Origin of the sequence: Streptomyces spectabilis, assembly GCF_008704795.1 — a bacterium.
GTDB classification, from domain to species: Bacteria; Actinomycetota; Actinomycetes; order Streptomycetales; family Streptomycetaceae; genus Streptomyces; species Streptomyces spectabilis.
Genome location: NZ_CP023690.1, coordinates 3,931,445 through 3,952,592, shown reverse-complemented (window position 1 = coordinate 3,952,592; position 21,148 = coordinate 3,931,445). Strand labels below are relative to the sequence as shown.

The window sequence follows — 21,148 nt, the reverse complement described above, 5'->3', positions numbered from 1 at the left end:
TGGAGCGGGCTGTGGGAGGAGTCATGGTCAGGAGTTCTCCAGTCGTTCGAGCGCCCCGTCGAGCAGCTCGCCGATGCGGGCGCTGGACCGGCGGCCCTCCAGCTGGAGCCGGCCCACGTTGACGCCCGGCTCCGCGAGGAGGGTCAGGACGGCGGTGGGGCCCGCCGCGTACGCCGCGACGTAGCCTCCTTCGCCATGGATGAGGAGTTCCCCCGCGAGCCCCTGGCCCGCGGCGTCCGCGAGCCGCAGGGCCGCCTGGAGGGCGTCCGCGGTGAGGGCGGCGAGGTGCTGTGCCCCCATGTCGGTGGTGTCCCGGGCGAGGACGCGGCCGCCGGTGTCGGCCGCGAGGGCGCCGGTCAGCCGGGGGATCCGGGCCCGCAGCCGTCCGAGTTCGTCGAGCACGTCGGGTTCCACCGCCGTCAGCTGCCTCCTCCAGGCGCGGCGCCATGCGGACCGCCCCCTCACGGGGCACTCACGCCCGGGGCCGTGCCGCGGGGCGTCACAGGGCCTCCAGGGCGTCGCGGACCCGGCGGAGCAGGGCGGTGTCGGGCGAGGTGAAGCCGTCCGCCGCGAAGGGGCGGGCGGCGGGGGAGTCCCGGGGCGGGACGTCGGGGACGTCGGGTCCGGACGGCGGCGGGCGCGGCGGGTCGATCAGACCCGCGACGGCCAGGCGGCGCACTTCGAGCAGGACGTGGAAGACGGGACGGCCGAGCAGCCGCGCCAGGTCGGCCGGTGTGCGGCGGCCGTCGGCCAGGTCGAGCAGCGCGCGCTGGCGCAGCGGCACGCTCCCGCCACCGCAGGGCGGTACCCGCCGCCGGACCAGGGGCGCCGTGTCGATGGCCGGGCCGGGCCAGGCGCTGTCCAGCAGCCGTCTGCGGCGGCGGGCCTCCCGCTCCACGGCGTCGGCGGGCACGGGCCGCACCGTGCCGATGCCGTGGCCGACGCCGCGCCGGAAGCGGGTCGGCCCGCCGCCCGGTGCCAGGGCGAAGAGGGCGGCGTCGTACAACGCGGTCAGCAGGCAGATCTCCAGCTCGCCGGAGGTGAGGTGCCCCTCGGTGACCAGGTGTCCGCCGACCTGCCGCCGGGGGCCCGCGCGGCCCGCCGCCTCGTCCCAGACCGCGCGCGGCAGCCGCCCGCCCGCGACGAGCAGGACGTCGACGCCGGGGGCCGAGGCGCTCTCGGCGTGGCTGACCATGCCTTTCGTGAGGTAGATCGTCCCGGTGTCGCGCAGCAGCGCGCCGGTGGCGCCCTCCGCGGCCAGGCGCAGCAGGGGCGAGGACCGGGCGGGCAGGGCCGTCCGCACGGTCGGCGGCGCGGGCGCGTTCACTCCAGGACCAGTCGTCGGGCGGCGTCCCTGAGGCACAGGCGCGCCACGGCCAGGTTCCCCGTGTCGCGGTCGAGCCACAGATGCAGGAACACGCTGCTGTCGTGGCCGGTCTCGACGAACCGCAGCAGGTGGTAGGCGGTGCGGGTGGTGACGATCAGGTCCTCGACGGCCCCGGTCGCGCCGGGGCCCGGCGGTGCCTCGCCGTCCGTCGGTGTCTCGCCGTCCGGCGACCGGAAGGTGCCGTACTCCATGGACAGACGGGCCAGCTCCGCCGCTTCGACGGCGGCCGACTCGGGCTCTCCGCGCGGCGGTTCGCCCGCCGAGCCGAGCGCGAGACCGCACGTCCAGTCGACGAGGGCGGCGCCCCGCGCACCCGGCAGGGCCATGACTTCGTACAGACACACGTCGATTCCGGACACCCGGGCTCCCCTCCCCTCGCGGCGCGGCGGCTCGCGTGCCGTGCTGCGGTGACGCGGAGGTTATGCACCTTCACAACATCTGCGGAAGGACCTGGCGCATTCCATCGGAACCTGTCCGGGAACGACAGGACCGTGCCGCAGGGCGTCCATTCCCTGACGCGTTTCGGCGGTACTCCGGGCGTATGAGCGAATGTCTCCCCGGAATGGGTGAAGCAGAAGTAAACAGTCGCTCGATCGAAAGGAAAGCGATTCCCGATCCGCGGGCCGGGCCACATTCCGTCACATTGTGCGAATGCGGCGGGAGGGCGCACGCCGGTTGCTAGACATGCCCCCGATGCCGTGCCGGCGGGCCGCCACCGGCCAGGTGCGCGCACCGCGCACCGTACGCGCGAGGGGGGCCGGAGAATGAACCACGAGGCATTGACGAGGGAGATGCGAGGGCTGCGCGAGCAGCTCGCGGGCGTCACGGACACGGCCGTGGCGGCGGTGGACGGACTGCTCATCGTGTCCGACACCGACCAGGAAATCGACGCCGACAGCCTCGCCGCGCTCGCCGCGGCCAGCCTGGGCCTCTCCCGGCGCATGGTCGCGATGACCGAGCGGGGCACGCTGCGCGGGGCGGTGTCGTACGGCAGCCGCGGCTGCGCGGCGGTGTACGCGGTCGGGGACCATGCCCTGTTCGTCGTCCTGGGAGACGAAGGCCTCGACCTCGACCGGCTGCACCGGGAGTCCCAGCCGGTCCTGAGGCGGATCGACACCATCCTGACGGGCGGGGGGTGACGGCCGGAGCCCCCCCCGCCCGTACGAGGACTAGGCCGCCGAGCCCCGGCGGCCGCCCTGGCGGTCGGCGCCGCGGCGGCCGGTGCCCGCGCCTGCGCTCTTGGCCCCGCCCGCGGTCGTACGCCGACCGGAGCCGCGGACGGCCTTGCCGGAGGCGGCACCGGCAGCGGTACCCGTACCGGCACTCGTACCGGACGCGGTCCGGCGGCCGGAGCCACGGCCGGTGCTCGCGCCCGTCGTCGTACCGCCGGCGGCCGTCGTGGCCTTGGCGCCGCCGCCCCCGCGGCGTCCGCGCCCGGACCGCCTGCGCGGCTCGGAGCCGGACGTCCGGCCGGAGCGGGCGGCCGCCGGTGCCGTCGGCTGGGGCACCTCGATGGTGACCGCCACGCCGGAGGGCTCGCGGGCGCCGGTGATGTCGGCCAGCTCCGCGTCGCTCGACGTCACACGGGCCGTCCGGGGGCGGATGCCCGCGTCCGACATGAGCCGGGTGACCTCCCGCTTCTGCTCGGGCAGGACCAGCGTGACCACGCTGCCGGAGTCACCGGCGCGGGCCGTGCGGCCGCCGCGGTGGAGGTAGTCCTTGTGGTCGGCGGGGGGATCGACGTTCACGACCAGGTCGAGATCGTCGACGTGTATGCCCCGGGCTGCGACGTTCGTCGCCACCAGGGCGGTGACCTGCCCGTTCTTGAACTGCTCCAGGGTGCGGTTGCGCTGCGGCTGGGAACGGCCGCCGTGCAGCGCGGCCGCGCGGACGCCGACGGCCAGGAGCCGCTTGGCGAGCCGGTCGGCGGACCGCTTGGTGTCGAGGAAGAGGATCACCCGGCCGTCACGGGCGGCGATGCGCGTGGTGACGGCCTTCTTGTCGGTCTCGTCCTGCACGTGCAGGACGTGGTGCTCCATGGTGGTCACCGCGCCCGCGGACGGGTCCACGGAGTGCACCACGGGGTCGGTCAGGAAGCGCTGCACCAGCCGGTCGATGTTGTGGTCGAGGGTGGCCGAGAAGAGCAGCCGCTGACCGCCGGGCCGTACGCGCTCGACCAGCTTGGTGATCTGCGGCAGGAAGCCCATGTCGGTCATCTGGTCGGCTTCGTCGAGCACCGTGATGCGCACGTCGCCGAGTACGCAGTCCCCGCGCTCCACGAGGTCGTTGAGCCGCCCGGGGGTGGCCACCAGGACCTCGGCGCCGCGCCGGATCGTGGCGGCCTGCTTGGTGATGGAGAGCCCGCCGACCACGGTGGCGAGCCGGAGGTTCACGGCCGTCGCGTACGGGGTCAGCGCGTCCGTGACCTGCTGCGCGAGCTCACGCGTGGGGACGAGGACGAGGGCGAGGGGCGCCTTGGGCTCGGCGCGCAGGCCGGCCGTGCGGGCGAGCAGCGCGAGGCCGAACGCGAGCGTCTTGCCGGAGCCGGTGCGTCCGCGGCCGAGCAGGTCGCGCCCGGCGATCGAGTTCGGCAGCGTGGCGGCCTGGATCGGGAACGGGGTGGTCACCCCCTGCGCGGCCAGGGTCTTGAGGAGCCCCGTGGGCATGTCCAGGTCAGCAAAGTCCTCGACGGCGGGAAGCGCGGGGGTCGTGTTCTCGGGCAGCCGGAATTCCTTCACGGACGGCGCCTTGGACGCCGACGGCTTGGAGGTCCTGGCCGGCCGGGCGGACCGGGACGACGTGGTCGCCGTGGACGACGACGCGCGCCGATTCGGCTTCTGGGGCCTGCGGGACATGCGGGTACTTGCCTTCCTGGAAAAAGCACAAACCGGGGTCCGCACCGTGACGGTACGGACCCCGGCCAGCGGATACGCGTCCGGCGCGATTAGGCGGGGACGATGTTCTCCGCCTGCGGGCCCTTCTGGCCCTGCGTCACGTCGAAGGAGACGCGCTGGCCTTCCTGGAGCTCGCGGAAGCCCTGGGTGGCGATGTTCGAGTAGTGGGCGAAGACGTCAGGGCCGCCGCCGTCCTGCTCGATGAAGCCGAAGCCCTTTTCCGAGTTGAACCACTTCACGGTTCCCTGTGCCATGACATTCTCCTTGCTGTAGGCAGAGGCCCCATCCGGAGATGCCGGAAACACAAATAATGCGCCCGATGGATAGCATTCCCGTCAGGCGCACATAGGTTCATGGGTACCACAACTGCAACGCGGCCACATTAGCACAGCCCGACGCCGATCGCGTGTGACCGTGCTCTCAGAGCTCGGCCGCGCCCGACCCCTTCAGGTCCGAAAGGTCGAAGGTCTCGCCCATGCGGCGGAAGCCCGCGTCGCTTGGGTGGAGGCTGTCGCCCGAGTCGTAGCGGCCGAGGAGCTTGCGGGGGTCGTACGGGTCGCGCAGGGCCTTGTCGAAGTCCACGAAGTCGTCGAAGACCGCGCCGGAGCGGATCTCGGCGTTGACGGACTGCCGCACCGCCTCCAGGGCCGGGGTGTAGCCGCGGTGGCCGCCGAAGGGCATGAGCGTGGCGCCGACGACGCGCAGGCCGCGGGTGTGGGCCTGGCGGGTCAGCTCCCGAAGCCCGTCGAGGATGCGCCGGGCGTCGGCCTGGCGCGGGTTGCGCAGGATGTCGTTGATGCCGAGGGCGATGACGACGGCCTTGGCGCCGCTGCGGCCGAGCACGTCGCGGTCGAAGCGGGACAGGCCGCTGGGGTTGCCCGCGAGGGCCTCGGCCGACCGGCCGGGACGCCCGTCGGACAGGACGCGGTTGCCGCTGATGCCCTGGTTCACGACGCTGTAGCGCGGCGCGCCGGTCTCCTGGCGCAGCCGGTCCGCGAGCACGTCGGTCCAGCGGCGGTTGGCGCCCATGCTGGACGTGATGCCGTCGGTGATGGAGTCGCCGATGACGACGACCGTGCCGTTGGTGTCGCTGCTGAGGACGTCCACGGCGGAGACGTACCGCCAGTACGGGCTCTGCTCGTGGTACGCGGAGCCGACCGCGTCCTCGGTCCGGTCGCCGTCGGCCACGTACGAGATCTGGCGCGCGTGCGGGTGGTACGTCACCGGCCCCGAGGGCGTCGGAGAGTACGTGGTGACCAGCAGGTCCGCGTCGTGCGGGACGCGCAGGCGCGCCGCGTCGCTGACGATCTGCCGGCCGGGCGGGACGACGACGGACGTCTCGCCCCGGAAGGTGAGGCGGCGCAGCGTGCCGGGGGCCGCGTCCGGCGTGTTGGTGGCGGCGGCCACCGCGAGGGAGGCGTGCGTGATCGTCAGCGGCCGCGTGCCGTACAGGTTCGAGAGGGTGACGCGGGCGCTGTCGCCGCCGACGCTGGTGTGCACCACGTTGCGCACGGAGCGGCCCGCCAGGCCGTTCGCCTCCGTGCCGGGCTCGGCGCCCGCCGGTGACGCGGACCAGGTGCCGACCCAGGTGCCCGCGGAGGCGGGGGCCGCGGAGTTGCGCGGTGCGCGGGGGCTCGCGCCGAGCCCGTCCTTGGTGTCGTCGGCGCCCGTGACGCCGAGGTATATGGCGGCCGAGACGACCAGGGTGACCGCGAGCAAAGCGGCCAGCAGTGCATAACCGTGACGCTTGGTCATGCGGCCTTTTTCTCCTCGGGCAGAGGGAGCCCGAGGCTCCGGTGTGATGACCCCATGATGCGTCATGGGCCGCGAGGAAGCCGACACTGCCCCCCTCCGCCCACTCAGACGCCGGGAACTCACGGTTCGTTCCGGGAGTCGGTCTGTGGGGGACCCGGTACTCGCTCTGAAGGGGCCCGGGAAGGTCCCTGAAGGGACAATGCGTACGACGAACCACGTGAGACGGGGCGCTGCGGAATGGAAAGCACGAAGGGCACGGACCGGTCCGAAGCGGTCACAGAGCGGGACGCCCCTGCCACGGGTGTGACGCCCCCGGCAGCGGGCGCCACGGGCGCGGGCGCCTTCACCTACAGCGCGGCGGACGAGGAGAAGCGGCGCGGCGTGCGCCGGATGAAGCTCACGGCGACGGGCCTGCTGCTGTTCGTCGCGGTCGTCTACGTCCTCGCGAAGTGGGCGCAGCACGAGGGCGCGGGCGCCTGGGCCGGATACGTCGCGGCCGCGGCGGAGGCGGGCATGGTCGGCGCGCTCGCCGACTGGTTCGCGGTCACGGCCCTGTTCCGCCACCCGCTGGGCATCCCCATCCCGCACACCGCGATCATCCCCAAGAAGAAGGACCAGCTCGGCGCCTCTCTGGGCGACTTCGTGGGCGAGAACTTCCTCTCCCAGTCCGTCGTGCGCCAGCGGCTGCGCGCCGTGGGCATCGGCAGCCGCCTCGGCGCCTGGCTCGCCGAGCCGGAGCACGCCGACCGCGTGACGGCCGAGCTGGCCACGGCCCTGCGCGGCGCCCTGACCGTGCTGCGCGACTCGGACGTCCAGGCCGTCGTCGGCGAGGCCATCACGCGCCGCGCGGACGCGCAGGAGATCGCGCCCGGCATGGGGAAGATGCTGGAGAAGGTCGTCGCGGACGGCGGCCACAAGCGGTTCGTCGACCTGGTGTGCGTCCGCGCCCACGACTGGCTGGTCGTGCACGCGGACCAGGTCATGGACGCGGTGCAGGGCGGCGCGCCCGGCTGGACCCCCCGCTTCGTCGACAAGAAGGTCGGCGAGCGCGTCTACCGTGAGCTGCTCCGCTTCGTCACCGAGATGCGCGACATGCCCCAGCACCCGGCGCGCGGCGCCCTCGACCGCTTCCTCACCGACTTCGCCGCCGACCTGCAGTCCGACTCGGACACCCGGGCGCGCGTGGAGCACCTCAAGCGCGAGGTCCTGGCCCGCGGCGAGGTGCAGGACGTGATCGCCTCCGCCTGGTCGGCGGTCCGCCAGATGATCGTGGCCGCCGCCGAGGACGAGCGCAGCGAGCTGCGCCTGCGGGTGCGGGCGGCGCTCCTTTCGCTGGGCGCGCGGATGGCGGGGGACGCCCGGCTCCAGGAGAAGGTCGACGGCTGGGTGGAGGGCGCCGCGGTGTACGTCGTGACGACGTACCGCGACGAGATCACGTCCCTCATCACCGACACCGTGGCCGGCTGGGACGCCGACCACACCTCGAAGAAGATCGAGGCGCACATCGGCCGCGACCTCCAGTTCATCCGCATCAACGGCACGGTGGTGGGGTCGCTCGCGGGCCTGGCGATCTACTCGGTGTCGCGGCTGTTCGTCGGCTGACGGTGCCGCCGGCCCCCCGGCGGAGGGGGCGTGGCGCGGGGAACTGTGCTCACGCGGAAGGGAATTGAGTACGAGTACTCAGGCGGAGCCCACCGCCCGCGCACCATCGTCGTACACATGAACGCACTGAGCCCCTTGCCCGCCCGCCCCCTCCTGGAGCGCGGGATGGTCCGCCTGCTCGGCGCGGGCCTGGCGGCCGCCACGTATCTCCTCTTCCTGCCCTGGGACCTGCGCAACCGCGCCGCGTCGCCGGGCGACATCGACGAGACGTCCCCCGTCACGGACGCGGGCATCACCGGTGTCGTCGTCACGGTCCTGGCCCTCGCGGCCTACTTCGGCTACCGCGACCGCCTGTACTGGGTCCTCCCGGTGGTGGCCACGCCCCCGGCCGGCCTCCTCCTGGCCTCGTTCCTGACCCACGAGTCCCCGGACGCGTCACTGTGGCCGGTGGCCTGGGTGGTGTTCGTGGTGGCTGGTGGGGGTGTGGTGCTCGCGGTGGCGGGGTTCGTACGACAGTTCCGGCCGCAGCGGCGGTCTCGGCCGCGGGCGGGTCGGCGTACCGGGAGCGGCGCGTAGGCGGCGCCGCCCTCCTAACGCCGCCGGTCGGCCACGACCCACGAGGCGAGCCCCACGGCACCCGCGACCCCGAACACGGCGGGCCAGGCGCCGACCTTCTTGGCGAGCGGGTGCGACCCGGCGAAGGCCGCGACATACGCCGCCCCGAGCCCGGCGGCGACCTTGCCCCCGGCCCGCTCCCGCCACCCCTTGACGGCCACGGCCCCGGCAGCGGCGAGCACGACCCCGCCGAGGGGCCGCTTCTTGGTGAGGCGGGCGGTGGCGTACCCACCGACGAGCCCACCCGCCGCGACGGCTGCCGCGGGTACCTGGACCTTCGCCATGCTTGCCTCGCCTTCGGGCTGTCTTTGGATGCTTTCTATGGCCTGAGGGTAACGGGCGGTGAATCCCGGGCGTGGCCCGGAACGGGCCCAGGGGCACACCTGGCACCGAGGGAAACGCAGGGAGTTCCGTCGGTCAGCGATCCGGGGTGCCGCGGAAGAATCCTGTGGACGGATCCTCCGGGGTTCCCACGAGTAGGGCACGATCGAGCAAGCCGTTGTTGTGCTCGCAGCTCGTCTCGGGCAACAGGACACAGGAGTGGCACGCCGCGAGATTGACACTGCCCGCTCCGCTCGCCTCCGACTCGATGCAGAGAGGGTCGGCGGAACACCATTGCGCACGGTCCAGGGCGGACCGCAACGTGAGGGCCAGACGTTCGGGCTCGCCCTGCGCCACCACACCACCGAGGCTTCCGGCCGAGTCGCTGGTCGCTGTGTAGATGAGGACTCCCGCCATGGTGTCGTCCGAGTAGAGACGCTCCCGGAGTGCCGCGGCGGGGTAGCCGCCGTCCAGGCTCCATTCGTTGATGAGTACGTGCGCCAGGGTGTGGAGCAGCACCATTCGGGGAGTAGCGGGAGAGTCGGGTGCATTTCTCGCGTCCGAGGCCCGCTCCCGGAGTTGACGCCGATGGTGCGTCCGCATGCGTTCCACCCGGGCGGAGACCGCCACGCTCCGGGACCACGAATCGATCCGTTCCTCGTCGAGGCGGAGGAACACCCCCTCGCCCTCGACCTCCATGGCGGGTAGCCAATCGAGGTCGGCAAGTGACAACCCGGCCTCGTGGACTTCCGTGTTGACGTCAGGGGCCTCCACACGGGAGAAGGCCTTCAGAGCCCGGACCTCGCGCAGCCGTCTGACGAGCATGGGACGTGCCAGGCCGATCCGCGTCAGTCTGGTCGAATCGGTGGTCGACGGCTCGCAGACGAACTCTTGGTCCCGCCCTCCGTCGCGCTCGACAGTTCCGTTGCGCAAGTGTGCGTACTCCTGCTTGCGCAGCGCGAGATACGCGCCTCCCCCCACTTCCGCCTTCTGCCCTGGACTCTCCGACTGATCTGCGTCGAGGAGGGCGAGCACCCCTTCGGTGGAGAATTCACCACCGCCCCGCATCGTGAGGACCTTCAGGAAAATGGGGATCTCGGAGCGGTCGAGGCTGCGGAGATCGGCCCAGTGCGGTGCGAGACGGTCGGCCAGATCGTTCTCCTCCGGCGGGATCGAGAGCGCCGACCTGATGATCGGATGCCAGGCCGCGGATGAACCGCGCTGGAGGGTGCGGGGTGGCTCGGAGCAGAACTCCGGGGACGCGAGCTTGAGCCAGGGCCGCTTGCCCTCGCACCGTACCTTGAGGTTGACCAATGCCGAGCGTCGGAAGGCCCCTTCCATCGAGACCTCCGGAATGCCACAGGTGCATGAGATGAGGACGGATCGCAAGGAGGCGGTTCGGCCACTCGTGCGCATGCGCATTTCGCCCTTGCAGTGGCCCGACGCGTCCTCGGTTCGATTGTCGCGGTGGGCCCACTTCCAGTAGGGGAAATCGTCGATGTGCCCCTGGGCACACGCCATGACGAAGCGGGAGGGAACCAGGTCCTCCTGGCAGTCACCGCATTCGTTCCTGCCCGGCGGGGAGTTGAAATCCCGCACGTGCTGCAAGGTGTTGCAGTTCGGGCACGAGTGCCACAGTGGGAAGCGGCGTACATGTACGCCGTCCCTGCTGGTGTCGCTCGAAGCGGGAGGCAGGAGGAAGTGACGCACGCCGAGGAGCCGTGCGAGCCGGTCCTCGCGGATCACTGAGGCATCGCTGATGTTCCACGAGTCCGTGCCGGCGACGATGAACGACTCGTTCTCGACCGCGATCAGTGAACCGACTCCGTACGTCGTGATCATCTGTGAGCGCCGGACGGATCCTCGTCGGGGAAAGCTGCGCTCGGGAGCACCGGCGCCTCGGCGTCGGCGAGCGGGCTGCGGGGTCATCGTGATGCCTCCATGAACAGAGCGGTCTCCGCGTCCACATCGCGCAGACTCCACAGGGTCGGCCAGGCCCCGTCGTTCGACTCGTCGTCGAAGCTGCGGAGCAGGGAGGGGGTCCTCCTGCCGCGTACAGGCTCGTAGTGGAGGCCGCCATGGGCGTCGGCCTCGTCCGCCCACCGGTCGACGAACGCGTCGAAGTCACGGGCCGTCGCCTCGTACGCGTCGCTGTCGACGGCGCCCACACGTTCGAGCAGGGCCGGCCTGACCAGTTGCCTGAGTTCGTCACGGAACTCATCGATACGTCCCGCGCCCTCGTTGGGGCGAGCCGCAGGGATGAGGATCCGGGCGAGCGCGACCACCACCGCGTGCAGTCCGCGGTCGCGGGAGCGGGCGGAGAACGGAGTCACCGATGTCGACTCCACCTCGCGATAGAGCGCGGAGTGATAGTGCAGAAAGTTCTCGTAGTGCGAGCGGTCCCTGGACCGCATCGAGTTCAACATGACGGTGACGAGGCCCGGATGGCTGCGACCGACACGGCTCGTGGCCTGGATGTACTCGGCCGTGGTCTGAGGCTGACCCATGACGGCCATCAGCCCGAGTCGATCCACGTCGACACCGACGGAGATCATGTTCGTGGCGAGCAGGACATCGACCGTCTCGGGGTGCGGGAGCCGCAGTTCGATCTGCTTCAGTCGCGCGGGGACCTCGCTGGAGGTGGCCCGGCTGGTCAGCTCAGTCACCTCGACGACGCGCCGTCGTTCGGTGCCGTCGCGTTCGGCCAAGTGCTCCAGATACGCCTCGACGTCGTCCTTGACCTGAAGGTCCGCGGCGGCCAGCAGCCGCAGACTGTTGAAGTAGCCGACCAGCGTCCAGTAGGCGTCACGCACCTCGGGGGAGGTCTCGGCCTGCACGGCTTGGTGCAGCAGCGTGGCGTACGTGCGGATGAGCAGGGTCGATTGACTCATGCTCGGGGTGAGCAGTCCGACGTACTGGCGACTGGCCTGGCGTTCTCGGGGCGCCTCCACGGCGAACCAGGAGTCGCGCGAGTCCAGTCCGGCCGGAGGGAACTGGGAGACACTGCGGGCGAACAGTGCTTTGCCCTGGTCGCCCGCCCTGCGGATGGTCGCGGTCGACGCGATCACCTTCGGACGGTCGGCGAGCAGGTCCACCGCGGTTTCGTAGAGGCCGGTGAGGGTCCCGAGCGGTCCTGAGATGAGATGGAGCTCGTCCTGGACGATCAATTCGGGGGGAGGCGTGTCGTCCGCGCGATCCCGGTTGAAGAGCGCCGCGGTCTTCTCACGCCACGGCATGGAGGCGAACTTGTCCACCGTGGCGATGACCAGGGTGGGGCGGGCCTCGTAGACGGCGTCGTCGACCAGGTGGACCGGTAGTCCGTCACGAAAATCGCAGGAGGAGTCCGGGCACCGCACGCGCAGCCTGCGTGCCTCCTCGTCCACCTCGTACTGGTAGGCATCGAGACGGGAGCCGCACCAGGGGCACGCGTGGAGTTGGACGGGGTTCTTCTCCTGGAGGGACTTCCCCTTACGGAGCTCGAGGAGACTGTTCGCTGCGGCACTCAAGGTGTTCGGGGTGGCTGACTGGCCGACCCACATGCCGATGGAGATCGGCTCGCTGCCGAGCAGCTTCTCGTCGGAGAGCCGCATCCGTTCCATGGCGCAGATGAGCAGGGCAGCGCGCTCGAACTGCTGCAGGGTGAGCAGCCGTAGCGTGTAGCGCATCAGCACGGTCACCCCGGCCCCGCGGGTCCCCAGGCGCAGTCGACGGAGGAAGGTGGTGAAGGCGATCAGGCCGAGGTACGCTTCTGTCTTGCCGCCACCGGTCGGGAACCAGAGAAGGTCGGCGACCTTCCGGTCCTCGTGTTCCGGGTCGACGACCCCTTCGAGGCAGAGAAGCATGAAGGAGATCTGGAACGGTCGCCATCGTCCCGCGGCCGGGTCGGGCAGACCCTCCCGGCCGCTCCTCACCCAGGAGCTACGGGCTCGCTGCTGGGCCATGGCCTCATTGGTGAGCCTGAAGGCGTGCATGATCTCGGGCCGGTCGTGATCGGCCAGGAGACCGATCCCACGGCGCATACGGCCGAGGGCCGAACGACACAGCTCGATCTGCTCCTGGGCGGGAGGACCGAAAGGCGTACCGGCCAGCCCGTCCGCCTCGACCTCCTTCCGGTCGATCCATTCCTCGTACCCGGCCAGGAGGCGTTCGAGCGCCGACAGGATCTCGGAGTCGGGGCGATGAGCCATCCCGTGCATGGCGAGGGCCGAGGCATCGATCTCCGGGTTGGAGTCGGTCAGCAGCACTTCGTGCGTGGGCACGAACTCGGTCCTGACCCGGTCGACCGCAGCGCGTCCCACGGCCGGGGAACCGACAGCGGGCGGTTCCCACTCCCAGTCGGCAGCGCAGCCGTGGCCGGTGGCAAAGGTCGGAGCGTGTCGGTGGAGCAGCCTGCTCAAGGCCTGCTCCTCATCGACGGCCCCCGAGGTGGGATGCCGTTCGACCAGCGCCCGCTCACCCGAGGGGCTGCTCACGGTGAGACGGCACTGGAACAGGCTGAAGGCGTCCTGCAGTTCACGTTCGCCGACCCGGTTCTCGTTGATCAGAGTGACGGTGACGGTGACGGTGCCGTCGTGCGACGTCTCCCGGACCAGGGCGCGGATGCTCACACCGTCTGCGAGGGGGCCCGGGTGCTGCGTGCCGGGGCTGCGGACATCCACCGTGACCGCTGGGAGGTCCAGCGGCCGTCGCCGCCAGCGCTCGACCTGGTCGGCGGTGCTGCGTGCCTCGGCGCGTCTGGCGGTGACCGGGCGTCCGGAGGCGTCGACCGGGTCGTACACGGCGGCCTCGGCTGTGACGACGATCGTGGAGGAGACCTCGGGGTCCACCGCGAAGGTGAGTCCCATGGAGGAGGGGCGTCGGTCGTTGGCCGAGGAGGTGCCGAGGTCCGGGGTGGATTCCTCGATGTCACCCCGCCCGAGCACGGCGGTCTCGTCCAGTCCGTCGTTCTCCGCGACATCGGCAGCGAGTTCTTCCTCGGCCGTCCCGGACGCGGGCCGCGGGAACAGCACGCCGATCGGGTAGCTCGTGATCGGAGGATCCTGGACGAGGACCTCGTCGTCGGCCCGGGGGCCCAGCAGGTCCGTCCGCAGGCGGGCCAGCAGACTTGCGCGGACCGCGTAGTGCGCCGAGTGGTTTCTCGTGTCGCTCGTCATGCCTCATGACCTTCCTGGGTCTGTTCGCCCCACTTGTAGTGCCCCAGGCCGGACATGCGCGGTACCAGCCACACCCCGTGCTCGCCCAGCCCTGCTCGAGATCCTGAAGCCCTGCTGCCTGCCACCGCCTCCACGGTGTCGATCCGGAACCCGATGATCTCGGAGGGCCAGGAGACCTCCCACTTCCGGCTGATCCTGAGGGACGCACTCAGGTCCCGTCGGAAGGTCTCGGAGGTCATGCCGACGGGGGTCCGCCGGTGATGGATCACATAGGGAGGGCTCTGGTCGGCGTCCGGCTGAAGGCCATGGAGGCGCCGCAGGACGAGTGGATCACCACTGCGAGCAGTGGTGGCGAGCTGCTCCTGGACAGCCGCCGGGTCACGGTGGAAGCCGTCCGTACCCGGAGGATGTTCCCGGCAGACGTCACGGCCGGTGCTTTCGATACCTCGGCGCATGGATGCCTTCGGGCCGCCCACGTACCAACGACTGATGGCGCGATCACGGCGGATGTGCCGGGTGTTCGGAGCGGCGATCCGATAGAGGTCCTCCCGGGGGCGGGTCATCGCGACGTACAGCGCCCGCGCCTCGCCTGCCGAATCGATGTGACTGTGCTGTCTGCTCAACTCGGTGACGACCGGGGGCTCGACGATGATCACCCGGTCGAACTCGAGCCCCTTGGCGCGATGGATCGTGGAGACGACCAGAGACACGGGTTCGCCGGCCACCAGGTCGTCGGGGAAGCGACCCTCGGCGACGAGTCGCCGCACCGCGGACAGGTCCAGCAGGCCGCGCGAAGTGCGTGCTGCACCGCGCAGGGAGCGCCAGGCGCGCGCCGCATCGATGTCGCACGCATCACCGACCTCGGCAAGGAGGTGCCGGAAGCGCTCCTCGCCCAGGGTCGTGGATCCCGTCCGCCGCAGCAGGCCTGCCACCCAGGAGGGCACCGGGCGGTCCTGAAGGGATCGCTGGAGCTTGTGAGGCACGCGGTGCTCGAACAGAGTCTCCGACAGGATCAGTGCTTGCCGGTTGTCCCGACAGAGGACGGCGCACGTACCGGGGTAGTGGCGGAGCGAGTCGATGGCGAAGGCCTCCGAGAGCTCGCCGAAGTCGGGACAGGCCAACAGGCTCTCGCGCAGCGCTCGGTAAGAGGAGTCGCCGACCTTCGCCGCTTCACCGGTGTCGGAGCAGGAGCGCCGGAGCGCGGGTCCCAGAGGAAGCGCGGTGCGCGCTTCCTCGGTCCTGGCCCGGAAGTTGGTCGTCAGATGCAGCTCGACCAGGTCGTCGGCGTACGAGGCGCGCAGCCAGTCGAAGAAGTAGTTGTTCTCGGCGGCTCGCGCCCCGGGATCGGAGACCTGGAATCCGTACACGGACTGCGCGCCGTCCCCCAACACTGTGAACCCGCAGCTGTCCTGGAACCGGTCCAGCAGCGTCTCCACCATGTTTCGACGGGCCCCGACCAGGTCCTGTGCCTCGTCGATGACGACATGCGCCGGGGCACCGAGCTCTCCCGCCTCCACCGCCCCGCCGATGATCGCCTTCTCCGCCTCGTGAATGCGCTCGTCGAAGGAGCAACGGCTCCAGTCGTGTTCCGGCCAGGCGCTGTTCAGTAGCGCGTGTGCCCAGGAGTCGAACGTCTGGACACGGACCCGGCGGGCGTGCCGACCGTGACTGGCGATCCGCTCGCGCAGCTCCCGCACGGCGGCGCGGGAGAAGCTGAGTACCAGGATCTCACCGGACCGTAGAGCCTCCTCCTCGTGGCTCACCAGAGCATCGAGCCGCCGTACGACGGTATGGGTCTTGCCTGTGCCCGCGCCTGCCGTCACCAGGAGCCGGGCGTCCCAGGGTTGGGCGACCACAGCTCGCTGCTCGACCGTGAGTGTGGGGGTGCCTGAATGTGTGTCGATCATTTCGAACCCCAGAGGTGCTCGAATCGGGTGAAGGCCAGGGCCTTGCCGTAGTTGGTGATGTTGTCCCGTACGTTCAGGATCAGGCAGGTGTCCTTGCCGCCGTTGCGCGGCCCGCGCAGGCCGCGACCGATCATCTGCTGGTAGACGTTGGGGCTGTAGGTCGGACGGGCCACCACCACGGCGCGTGTGGCGGGAGCGTCGAAACCCTGAGTGAGCACGCCGTAGTTGGTGAGGACGCGGATGCGGCCACGCCGGAAGGCGTCGATGCGGCGGCGGCGTTCGATCGGAGAGGTCGCCGAATCCACGGCGGCCGCGGTGATCCCCTGGTCGTTGAGCTTCGCTGCGAGGAACTTGGCATGCCCGACGGACGTGGCGAAGACGAGGACGGGCCAGTCCCGCGGCATGGCCCGGATCTCGTCGATGATGCGCCGATTGCGATCGTGGTCGTCGGCGAGACGTTGCTCCGCGCCCTTGGACAGGATGCTGAGCTGATCGGCACGTACCCGCTCGTCGTGTGTCAGCTCGATGGTGCCGCCGGTCAGTTCCTTGTGCGCGACCCGGGCGAGCATGCCGAGTTCCTGCAGCTCGGCATAGGGGTCGTCCGAGGCGAAGATGCCTTCGTCCAGGCGACGACTGCCGAATCGTCGGATCAGACGTTGGGTCTCCTCGACGTTGGTGTTGCGGAAGGGCGTCGCCGTCAGACCGAGGAGGTGGCGGTCGGTGCGGGAGTGCGTCAGGCCGAGGAGTTCGAGGATCTCCGTGTACTGGGGCGAGATCGCCGTATGAGCCTCGTCCACGATGACGAGTGACGCTCCGCGGAGCCAGGCGTACGCGCGGGAGCCCAGGCACACGCGCAGCTTGACGTCCGTGGCCACGACGAGGTGAGGGCGGTGGTCGACCGGCCCCGCCTCGTTCGTCGCCCACAGGCGGCTGATGGCCAACGGCGAGTCGGCGCCGACCTTGGACCATACGAACTGCCAGCTCTGTACGGCTTGTTCGCACAGTTCCTCGGTCTGGGCGATCCACAGAATCGGACCGGCCAGTTGCTCGTTCTGTTTGATCCAGCGGATCACCGCCTCCGCAGCCACCCGTGTCTTGCCCGCACCTGTGGGCAGGGACAGCATGCCGCGCTGCGGCGAGAGCCGGTCCAGCATGCTGAAGACGTTCGTGGCAAGGCGCTCCTGGTAGTCGTGGAGGCGGGGGAACTCCGTCGGGCCGTCGACATCGATGCGGGGAGCCGGGACAGGAGCGCGTACCCCTGCGAAGGAGTCCGGGAAGCCCAGATCGGAGACGAACTTCACTGCGGGAGTCGCCCCGGTGAACGAAGAGGGGGCGTGATTGGGGTACTCGGCGGTCAGATCCTTGACATGGGCTTGGAGCACCCCGTCGCCGTGCGCGTTGAACGCCATCTGGGCGATCCGTCGCGCCGAGGGCTCCCCACCGTCGAGTTCTGCTTTCTCGCTGGCCAGCAAGCCGGGCGGAAGGCCCGCCTGGAGGGCTTCGGCACCGATCAGCAGCTCCAGCTTCGCCCGGATGGACTCCGCCTCACGGACGGCGCGGAATGTCGCCTGGAGCTGCTGATCCTGTTCCTGGCGGTTCTGTGCTTCGAGGACCGCGCGGCATGCGGTTTCTCCCAGCTTCCACTGGAGCGCGTGGTCGGCGGCGCACAGGGTGGCCAGTCTGTCCGCAGGAGCGAGAACGAGCACAGTTGTGCCCTGCAACGCGCTTTTCAACGGCCTGGCTCGGACACCGTTCGGAGTTCGGACCACCTCTTCCAGTTCCGAGCAGAACTGCAGCTCGTAGTTGTTGACCCGGTTGCCCAGCCGTTGCCGGAGTGTGGGGAATTCGTCCCGCAGGGGGACCGCGCCGCCGGACGCCACATGCCGGGTTTCCTTGCTGATGACGTCGGCGTGACGCAGCATTCCCCACTGTGTCACCAGCAACTCGGCGTCCTCCGGAGTGCCCGCGAGCAGGGCGGGCAGACGCTCGGACCGAAGGGCCCGGTACTCCTCGGCCGAAGCTGCCACGGCGATCTCCCCGTCCTCCCTCGAGCCCCACTCCGATCCGATGCGACAGCGGGTGAGGGAGCCCTCGGGGAAGGCCACTTGGAGACGGGTCAACATCACATAGGTCCGACCGACGAAGCTGTCGTCCTCACTCCGGAGCAGCTCCTCCAGCAGATGTGTCCAGTGTGCTTCGGGTACGTCGTCCATCAGCACGGGGAGGTGGAGCTTGCGCGCCTTCTCGGGGCTGATGTCGGCGACCGGCAGGACGTCGCTGTAGGCGTCCAGCTGAGGCCCGACTGCGTCGACCACCGCTGTGATGCCTTTGGACGTCGGCACGCGACCATGGCGACGCACCATCCAGCGCAGCGGGGAGGCCACTGCTGCCCTGGTGTTGGCCTGTGCGCCGAACTGCCTGGTCCAGACATCTATCACCGAGTCGTCCGGGAGCGCCTTGACGAAAGCTGCTCTGCCTTCGTCCGAGAGCAGCGGGAGCAGGTGCAAGGGGCCTCCGACGGCGGCGCCTTCCAACTTGATCCGAGAGATGTGCGGCCGAGTCGCCTTGCTGTCGAGCGTGCGACAGTAGTTGTCGAAGACCGCCGCCCGGTATTCGTCGAACCAGGCTTCGTGCTCCGGCCGGAACCCCCCGACAGGGCGGTCCGACAGACCGAACTCGCGGAAGACGGCCAAGTCGTCGGAGTGGAAGGCCATGTCCACGGCGACCGAGGCATCACGGGACCCGTCGGTGGGCACCACTGTGCCGGGAACTAGGCAGTTGTACATGCTGCGGAAGCGTCCGTCCTTGGTCCGGACACGGAGAGTCACCTGCGGATGCGGCACTCGATCGCGGACCACCGCGGTGACGTGGCTGCCGCCCGCGCTGCGGAACAGCTCCCAGAACCTCGTCCAGTCCTGTGCGGAGTATCGATCGAACCCTTGGTCGAGCACGCCGATGAACCGCCCCCGTGCATCCGCCTCACGGATGCCGATGAGGTGGAACGCGGACGTGAGCGATGTGTCCTCCGACAGTTCCGGGTGCGCATAGACGAGGTCGTCCTCGAGGCCGTCCTGGACGGTCTGCCGGAATACCTTTCCTGCGATCGGTGGTACCAGACCGTGCTTCTCGGTGAGCACGATGCGCGCCGTACGCGCCTCGTCCGCGAACGGGGAGTCCTCCTTGATCATCTCCGCGAGGATGAGGATGGCCACGGCGGACGCTCGGGGCGATCCGTCGGCGACGAGGACCTCCAGCCACTCGCGGACCGTGGCGCGCTCCTGCTTGGCCGCGGCGATGACGTGCTCGACCTTGCCGGAGCGGAGTTCGGTGGCCTCCACGGAGGGGTGGAGCCAGTCACCGGGGCGGCCCGGACAGGCGTTCCACATCTCGAGCCACCGCAGCTTGAGCTTTCCCCGCTTGCCCATGTCCGGATGGAGGCGCAGATCCCGAGGGACGCGCAGAGTACCGTCCTGATCGGGGAGTGACGGACGCGTCGCCGCCATGTCCCAGACGCGCTCGGTCAGTTGCTGGTCGGCCCAGTTGAGGGTCTCCGACTCCTTCGTCCGGCCGGGCAGCAGGGGGAGGTAGGCTCCCGGGTCCTGCTGCGGCGCCAGGTGCGGCAGGGATTCCACCACCAACCCGGCAGCGGCCCGGATCAGTTCCTCGTTGAAGGGGCTGGCGTCGAGCAGGTTCTGCCGGTCCTCGTTGGTCTTCCAAGCGCCGTTGAGGATCCCACTCAACGTCATCGGGTACTTGGTCGGGAAGAACGACCAGAACTCCCCCCGTCCTCGAGGGACGCTCAACAGCTTGTCACCGGTGTACTCGGGCACGGCCCAGGCGATGTCGATCGTTCCCCTGTCGTGCATCTCCCCGGCGCTGCGGCGCGCCGCCTCGCTGGGGAGATGAGCATGAGTGAAGACCCGCCAGTCCGTGCGCGCGGCTTGATGCCCGGTCCGCGTCTCATGGATCGTGTGTCGGAAGCCGGTGTGCTCGACCTTGATGACCCGACGTCCGGGGGGCAGGACTCTGCGGTCCTCGAGTACGACCGTTCCGACGTGGTGGGAGAAGAGCTGGAACCGGGCGGGGAACTCGTCGCGTGCGGAATCCTTGCCAGTCTGACGAAGGTCGCCCGCGAGTCTCTCCGCAGCCCCACGGATGAGCGGGAGGCGTACTACTGTCGTCGCCCAGCCGAGGAGTTCGTCGAGGATCGCGTCGGCCTGCCGCTCCTCGTCCACGTTCAGTGGCCGGGCCATCCTGAGGACCGGAGCCTCGAAGTCGGCATCGGGCGCGACTCCACACGCCTCGGCGATCTCCGAGAGCGCCCAGTCCCGGTCGAAGCCGAAGCCGAACCTTCCTGATTCGCTGAAGAACTGGGGCGCATCCGTGATGGCGAGCACCGATTTCACGCCGACACCGAAGCGTCCGATCTGCCTTCCGCGCTTCTTCGAGACACTCATCCGAAGGATGGTGTCAGCACCTTCCGGGGTGACCGGAGTTCCTTCGTTGGCACAGTAGAGATGATCCGTCGAGAGAACCACCTGGATGGTCCCACCGGGTTCTTCGGCGATTTCGTCGGCCGCGTTCTGGACTATCTCGAATATCTGCCGATTTCCGTAGCCGCCTTGTGTGATCCGCCGTTCGCCGTTTGCGTGTTCCTGGACCAGGCCGGGATCCACGCGATAGGTCTCCAACACTCGTGCGGATTGTTCGAGAACCTTCTTGATGACGGGGGACGACCCTGAATCGTCCGCCCGCTCGAGATGACTCACCAGGTATCCGTTTCTGTGATCGGCGGCGGTGGGCGCCGGCCGTGCCGCGCTACGGACACGACCGGCGAGCTCGGCGAGGGTGACCGCGCAGGCCGGTGGCCAGGGGGTTTCTACGGCGTGTCGAGGTCGATGTCCAGCGTGATGACGAGGGTGACACGGCGGCCGCCGGGGCGTTTGCGGGGCGAACGGCTACGGATGCCGGGACGCCCGGGCGGGGCCGTCAGGGCACGCCGCGTGCGACGGCGGCGACGGATCGAGGAAGCGGCCGAGGTGCCCGGAAGGGCGGCCGCCCTGCGATCCATGATGTCGAGCAGCTTCCGATAGGTCTGAACCACTCCGAACGTGATGTGCTGGTCGGTCAGGAATGCGGCCTTGCTCTCCTCGCCTGCGAGGGAGTCGTACCGGGTCACGAAGTCGCGCATCATTTTCAGCACGGGATCGTCTTCGAAGGAGTGGGTCACGGGAATCCTCATCCTCTCGGAATGGAAGTGCTTCGGGTGGTGCGGTGCGGCGCATTCTGCGAAGGTGCATACGGAAAGGAGGGCGTGGCGAAATCCCTCTCCGCGGGATGCCCGTGAGGCGGCAGATATTTCTGCACAAAGGACCCTAGGGTTGACCTTGTCGCCGTCGCAAGGGCTTTGAGGAAAAGGAACGCAATCACGTTCCGACGGTGGGCTGTGGCGGTCGCGGGGCGATCTGGTGTGCCTGGAGCTGGCCGCTCGGGGTGACCGACGGCCCAGTGGGA

General features: G+C 70.0%; 15 protein-coding genes. 3 read left to right on the top strand and 12 right to left on the bottom strand.

Annotated elements, in window-relative coordinates; all coding sequences use genetic code 11:
• Nucleotides 1–27 precede the first annotated feature (27 nt).
• The 3 genes from CP982_RS17100 to CP982_RS17090 form a co-directional block, all read right to left on the bottom strand.
• Nucleotides 28–414: a roadblock/LC7 domain-containing protein gene (locus tag CP982_RS17100; protein WP_372503371.1), complete on the bottom strand. Its 387-nt coding sequence runs from the start codon at nt 412–414 to the stop codon at nt 28–30.
• Between the two features lie 85 nt (nt 415–499).
• Nucleotides 500–1,327, bottom strand: a complete 828-nt coding sequence (locus tag CP982_RS17095; RefSeq protein WP_229879150.1) for a transcriptional regulator — start codon at nt 1,325–1,327, stop codon at nt 500–502.
• Nucleotides 1,324–1,746: a hypothetical protein gene (locus CP982_RS17090; protein ID WP_150511336.1), complete on the bottom strand. Its 423-nt coding sequence runs from the start codon at nt 1,744–1,746 to the stop codon at nt 1,324–1,326. Before CP982_RS17090 ends, CP982_RS17095 begins: the two co-directional genes overlap by 4 nt.
• A gap of 405 nt (nt 1,747–2,151) precedes the next feature.
• On the opposite strand from CP982_RS17090, the gene CP982_RS17085 reads away from it, so the two are divergent.
• The gene (locus CP982_RS17085) at nt 2,152–2,526 is read left to right on the top strand and encodes a roadblock/LC7 domain-containing protein (protein WP_150511335.1); all 375 of its coding nucleotides are present in this window, start codon (nt 2,152–2,154) and stop codon (nt 2,524–2,526) included.
• 30 nt (nt 2,527–2,556) lie between these two features.
• Here the strand turns inward: CP982_RS17085 and CP982_RS17080 are convergent, their stop codons facing one another.
• From CP982_RS17080 to CP982_RS17070, 3 genes are all read right to left on the bottom strand, one after another.
• On the bottom strand, nt 2,557–4,242 hold the full coding sequence (locus CP982_RS17080; RefSeq protein WP_150511334.1) for a DEAD/DEAH box helicase: 1,686 nt from the start codon (nt 4,240–4,242) through the stop codon (nt 2,557–2,559).
• 89 nt (nt 4,243–4,331) lie between these two features.
• Complete coding sequence (locus CP982_RS17075) at nt 4,332–4,535, bottom strand: cold-shock protein (protein WP_007502648.1); 204 nt, start codon at nt 4,533–4,535, stop codon at nt 4,332–4,334.
• Between the two features lie 166 nt (nt 4,536–4,701).
• Complete coding sequence (locus CP982_RS17070) at nt 4,702–6,036, bottom strand: SGNH/GDSL hydrolase family protein (RefSeq protein ID WP_150511333.1); 1,335 nt, start codon at nt 6,034–6,036, stop codon at nt 4,702–4,704.
• A 237-nt stretch (nt 6,037–6,273) separates the two neighbouring features.
• Between CP982_RS17070 and CP982_RS17065 the strand changes: the two genes are divergently transcribed.
• Both CP982_RS17065 and CP982_RS17060 read left to right on the top strand, forming a co-directional pair.
• Nucleotides 6,274–7,638 (top strand): DUF445 domain-containing protein, encoded by a 1,365-nt coding sequence (locus CP982_RS17065; RefSeq protein WP_150511332.1) that lies wholly within the window; start codon nt 6,274–6,276, stop codon nt 7,636–7,638.
• A 117-nt stretch (nt 7,639–7,755) separates the two neighbouring features.
• Nucleotides 7,756–8,214, top strand: coding sequence for a hypothetical protein (locus CP982_RS17060; protein ID WP_150511331.1), 459 nt, complete (start codon nt 7,756–7,758; stop codon nt 8,212–8,214).
• A gap of 14 nt (nt 8,215–8,228) precedes the next feature.
• On the opposite strand, the gene CP982_RS17055 is transcribed toward CP982_RS17060, so the two are convergent.
• From CP982_RS17055 to CP982_RS17030, 6 genes are all read right to left on the bottom strand, one after another.
• Nucleotides 8,229–8,537 carry a hypothetical protein gene (locus CP982_RS17055; RefSeq protein ID WP_150511330.1) on the bottom strand — a complete coding sequence of 103 codons (309 nt, stop codon included), beginning with the start codon at nt 8,535–8,537 and terminating at the stop codon, nt 8,229–8,231.
• A gap of 133 nt (nt 8,538–8,670) precedes the next feature.
• Nucleotides 8,671–10,503 (bottom strand): DUF1998 domain-containing protein, encoded by a 1,833-nt coding sequence (drmB, locus tag CP982_RS17050; protein WP_150511329.1) that lies wholly within the window; start codon nt 10,501–10,503, stop codon nt 8,671–8,673.
• Nucleotides 10,500–13,727 (bottom strand): helicase-related protein, encoded by a 3,228-nt coding sequence (locus tag CP982_RS17045; RefSeq protein ID WP_150511328.1) that lies wholly within the window; start codon nt 13,725–13,727, stop codon nt 10,500–10,502. Before CP982_RS17045 ends, drmB begins: the two co-directional genes overlap by 4 nt.
• The gene (locus CP982_RS17040; RefSeq protein WP_150511327.1) at nt 13,724–15,634 is read right to left on the bottom strand and encodes a UvrD-helicase domain-containing protein; all 1,911 of its coding nucleotides are present in this window, start codon (nt 15,632–15,634) and stop codon (nt 13,724–13,726) included. The genes CP982_RS17045 and CP982_RS17040 overlap by 4 nt, the downstream gene beginning before the upstream one ends.
• The gene (locus CP982_RS17035) at nt 15,631–20,403 is read right to left on the bottom strand and encodes a DEAD/DEAH box helicase (protein WP_150511326.1); all 4,773 of its coding nucleotides are present in this window, start codon (nt 20,401–20,403) and stop codon (nt 15,631–15,633) included. The genes CP982_RS17040 and CP982_RS17035 overlap by 4 nt, the downstream gene beginning before the upstream one ends.
• A 110-nt stretch (nt 20,404–20,513) precedes the next feature.
• The gene (locus CP982_RS17030; RefSeq protein WP_150511325.1) at nt 20,514–20,864 is read right to left on the bottom strand and encodes a hypothetical protein; all 351 of its coding nucleotides are present in this window, start codon (nt 20,862–20,864) and stop codon (nt 20,514–20,516) included.
• Nucleotides 20,865–21,148 lie beyond the last annotated feature (284 nt).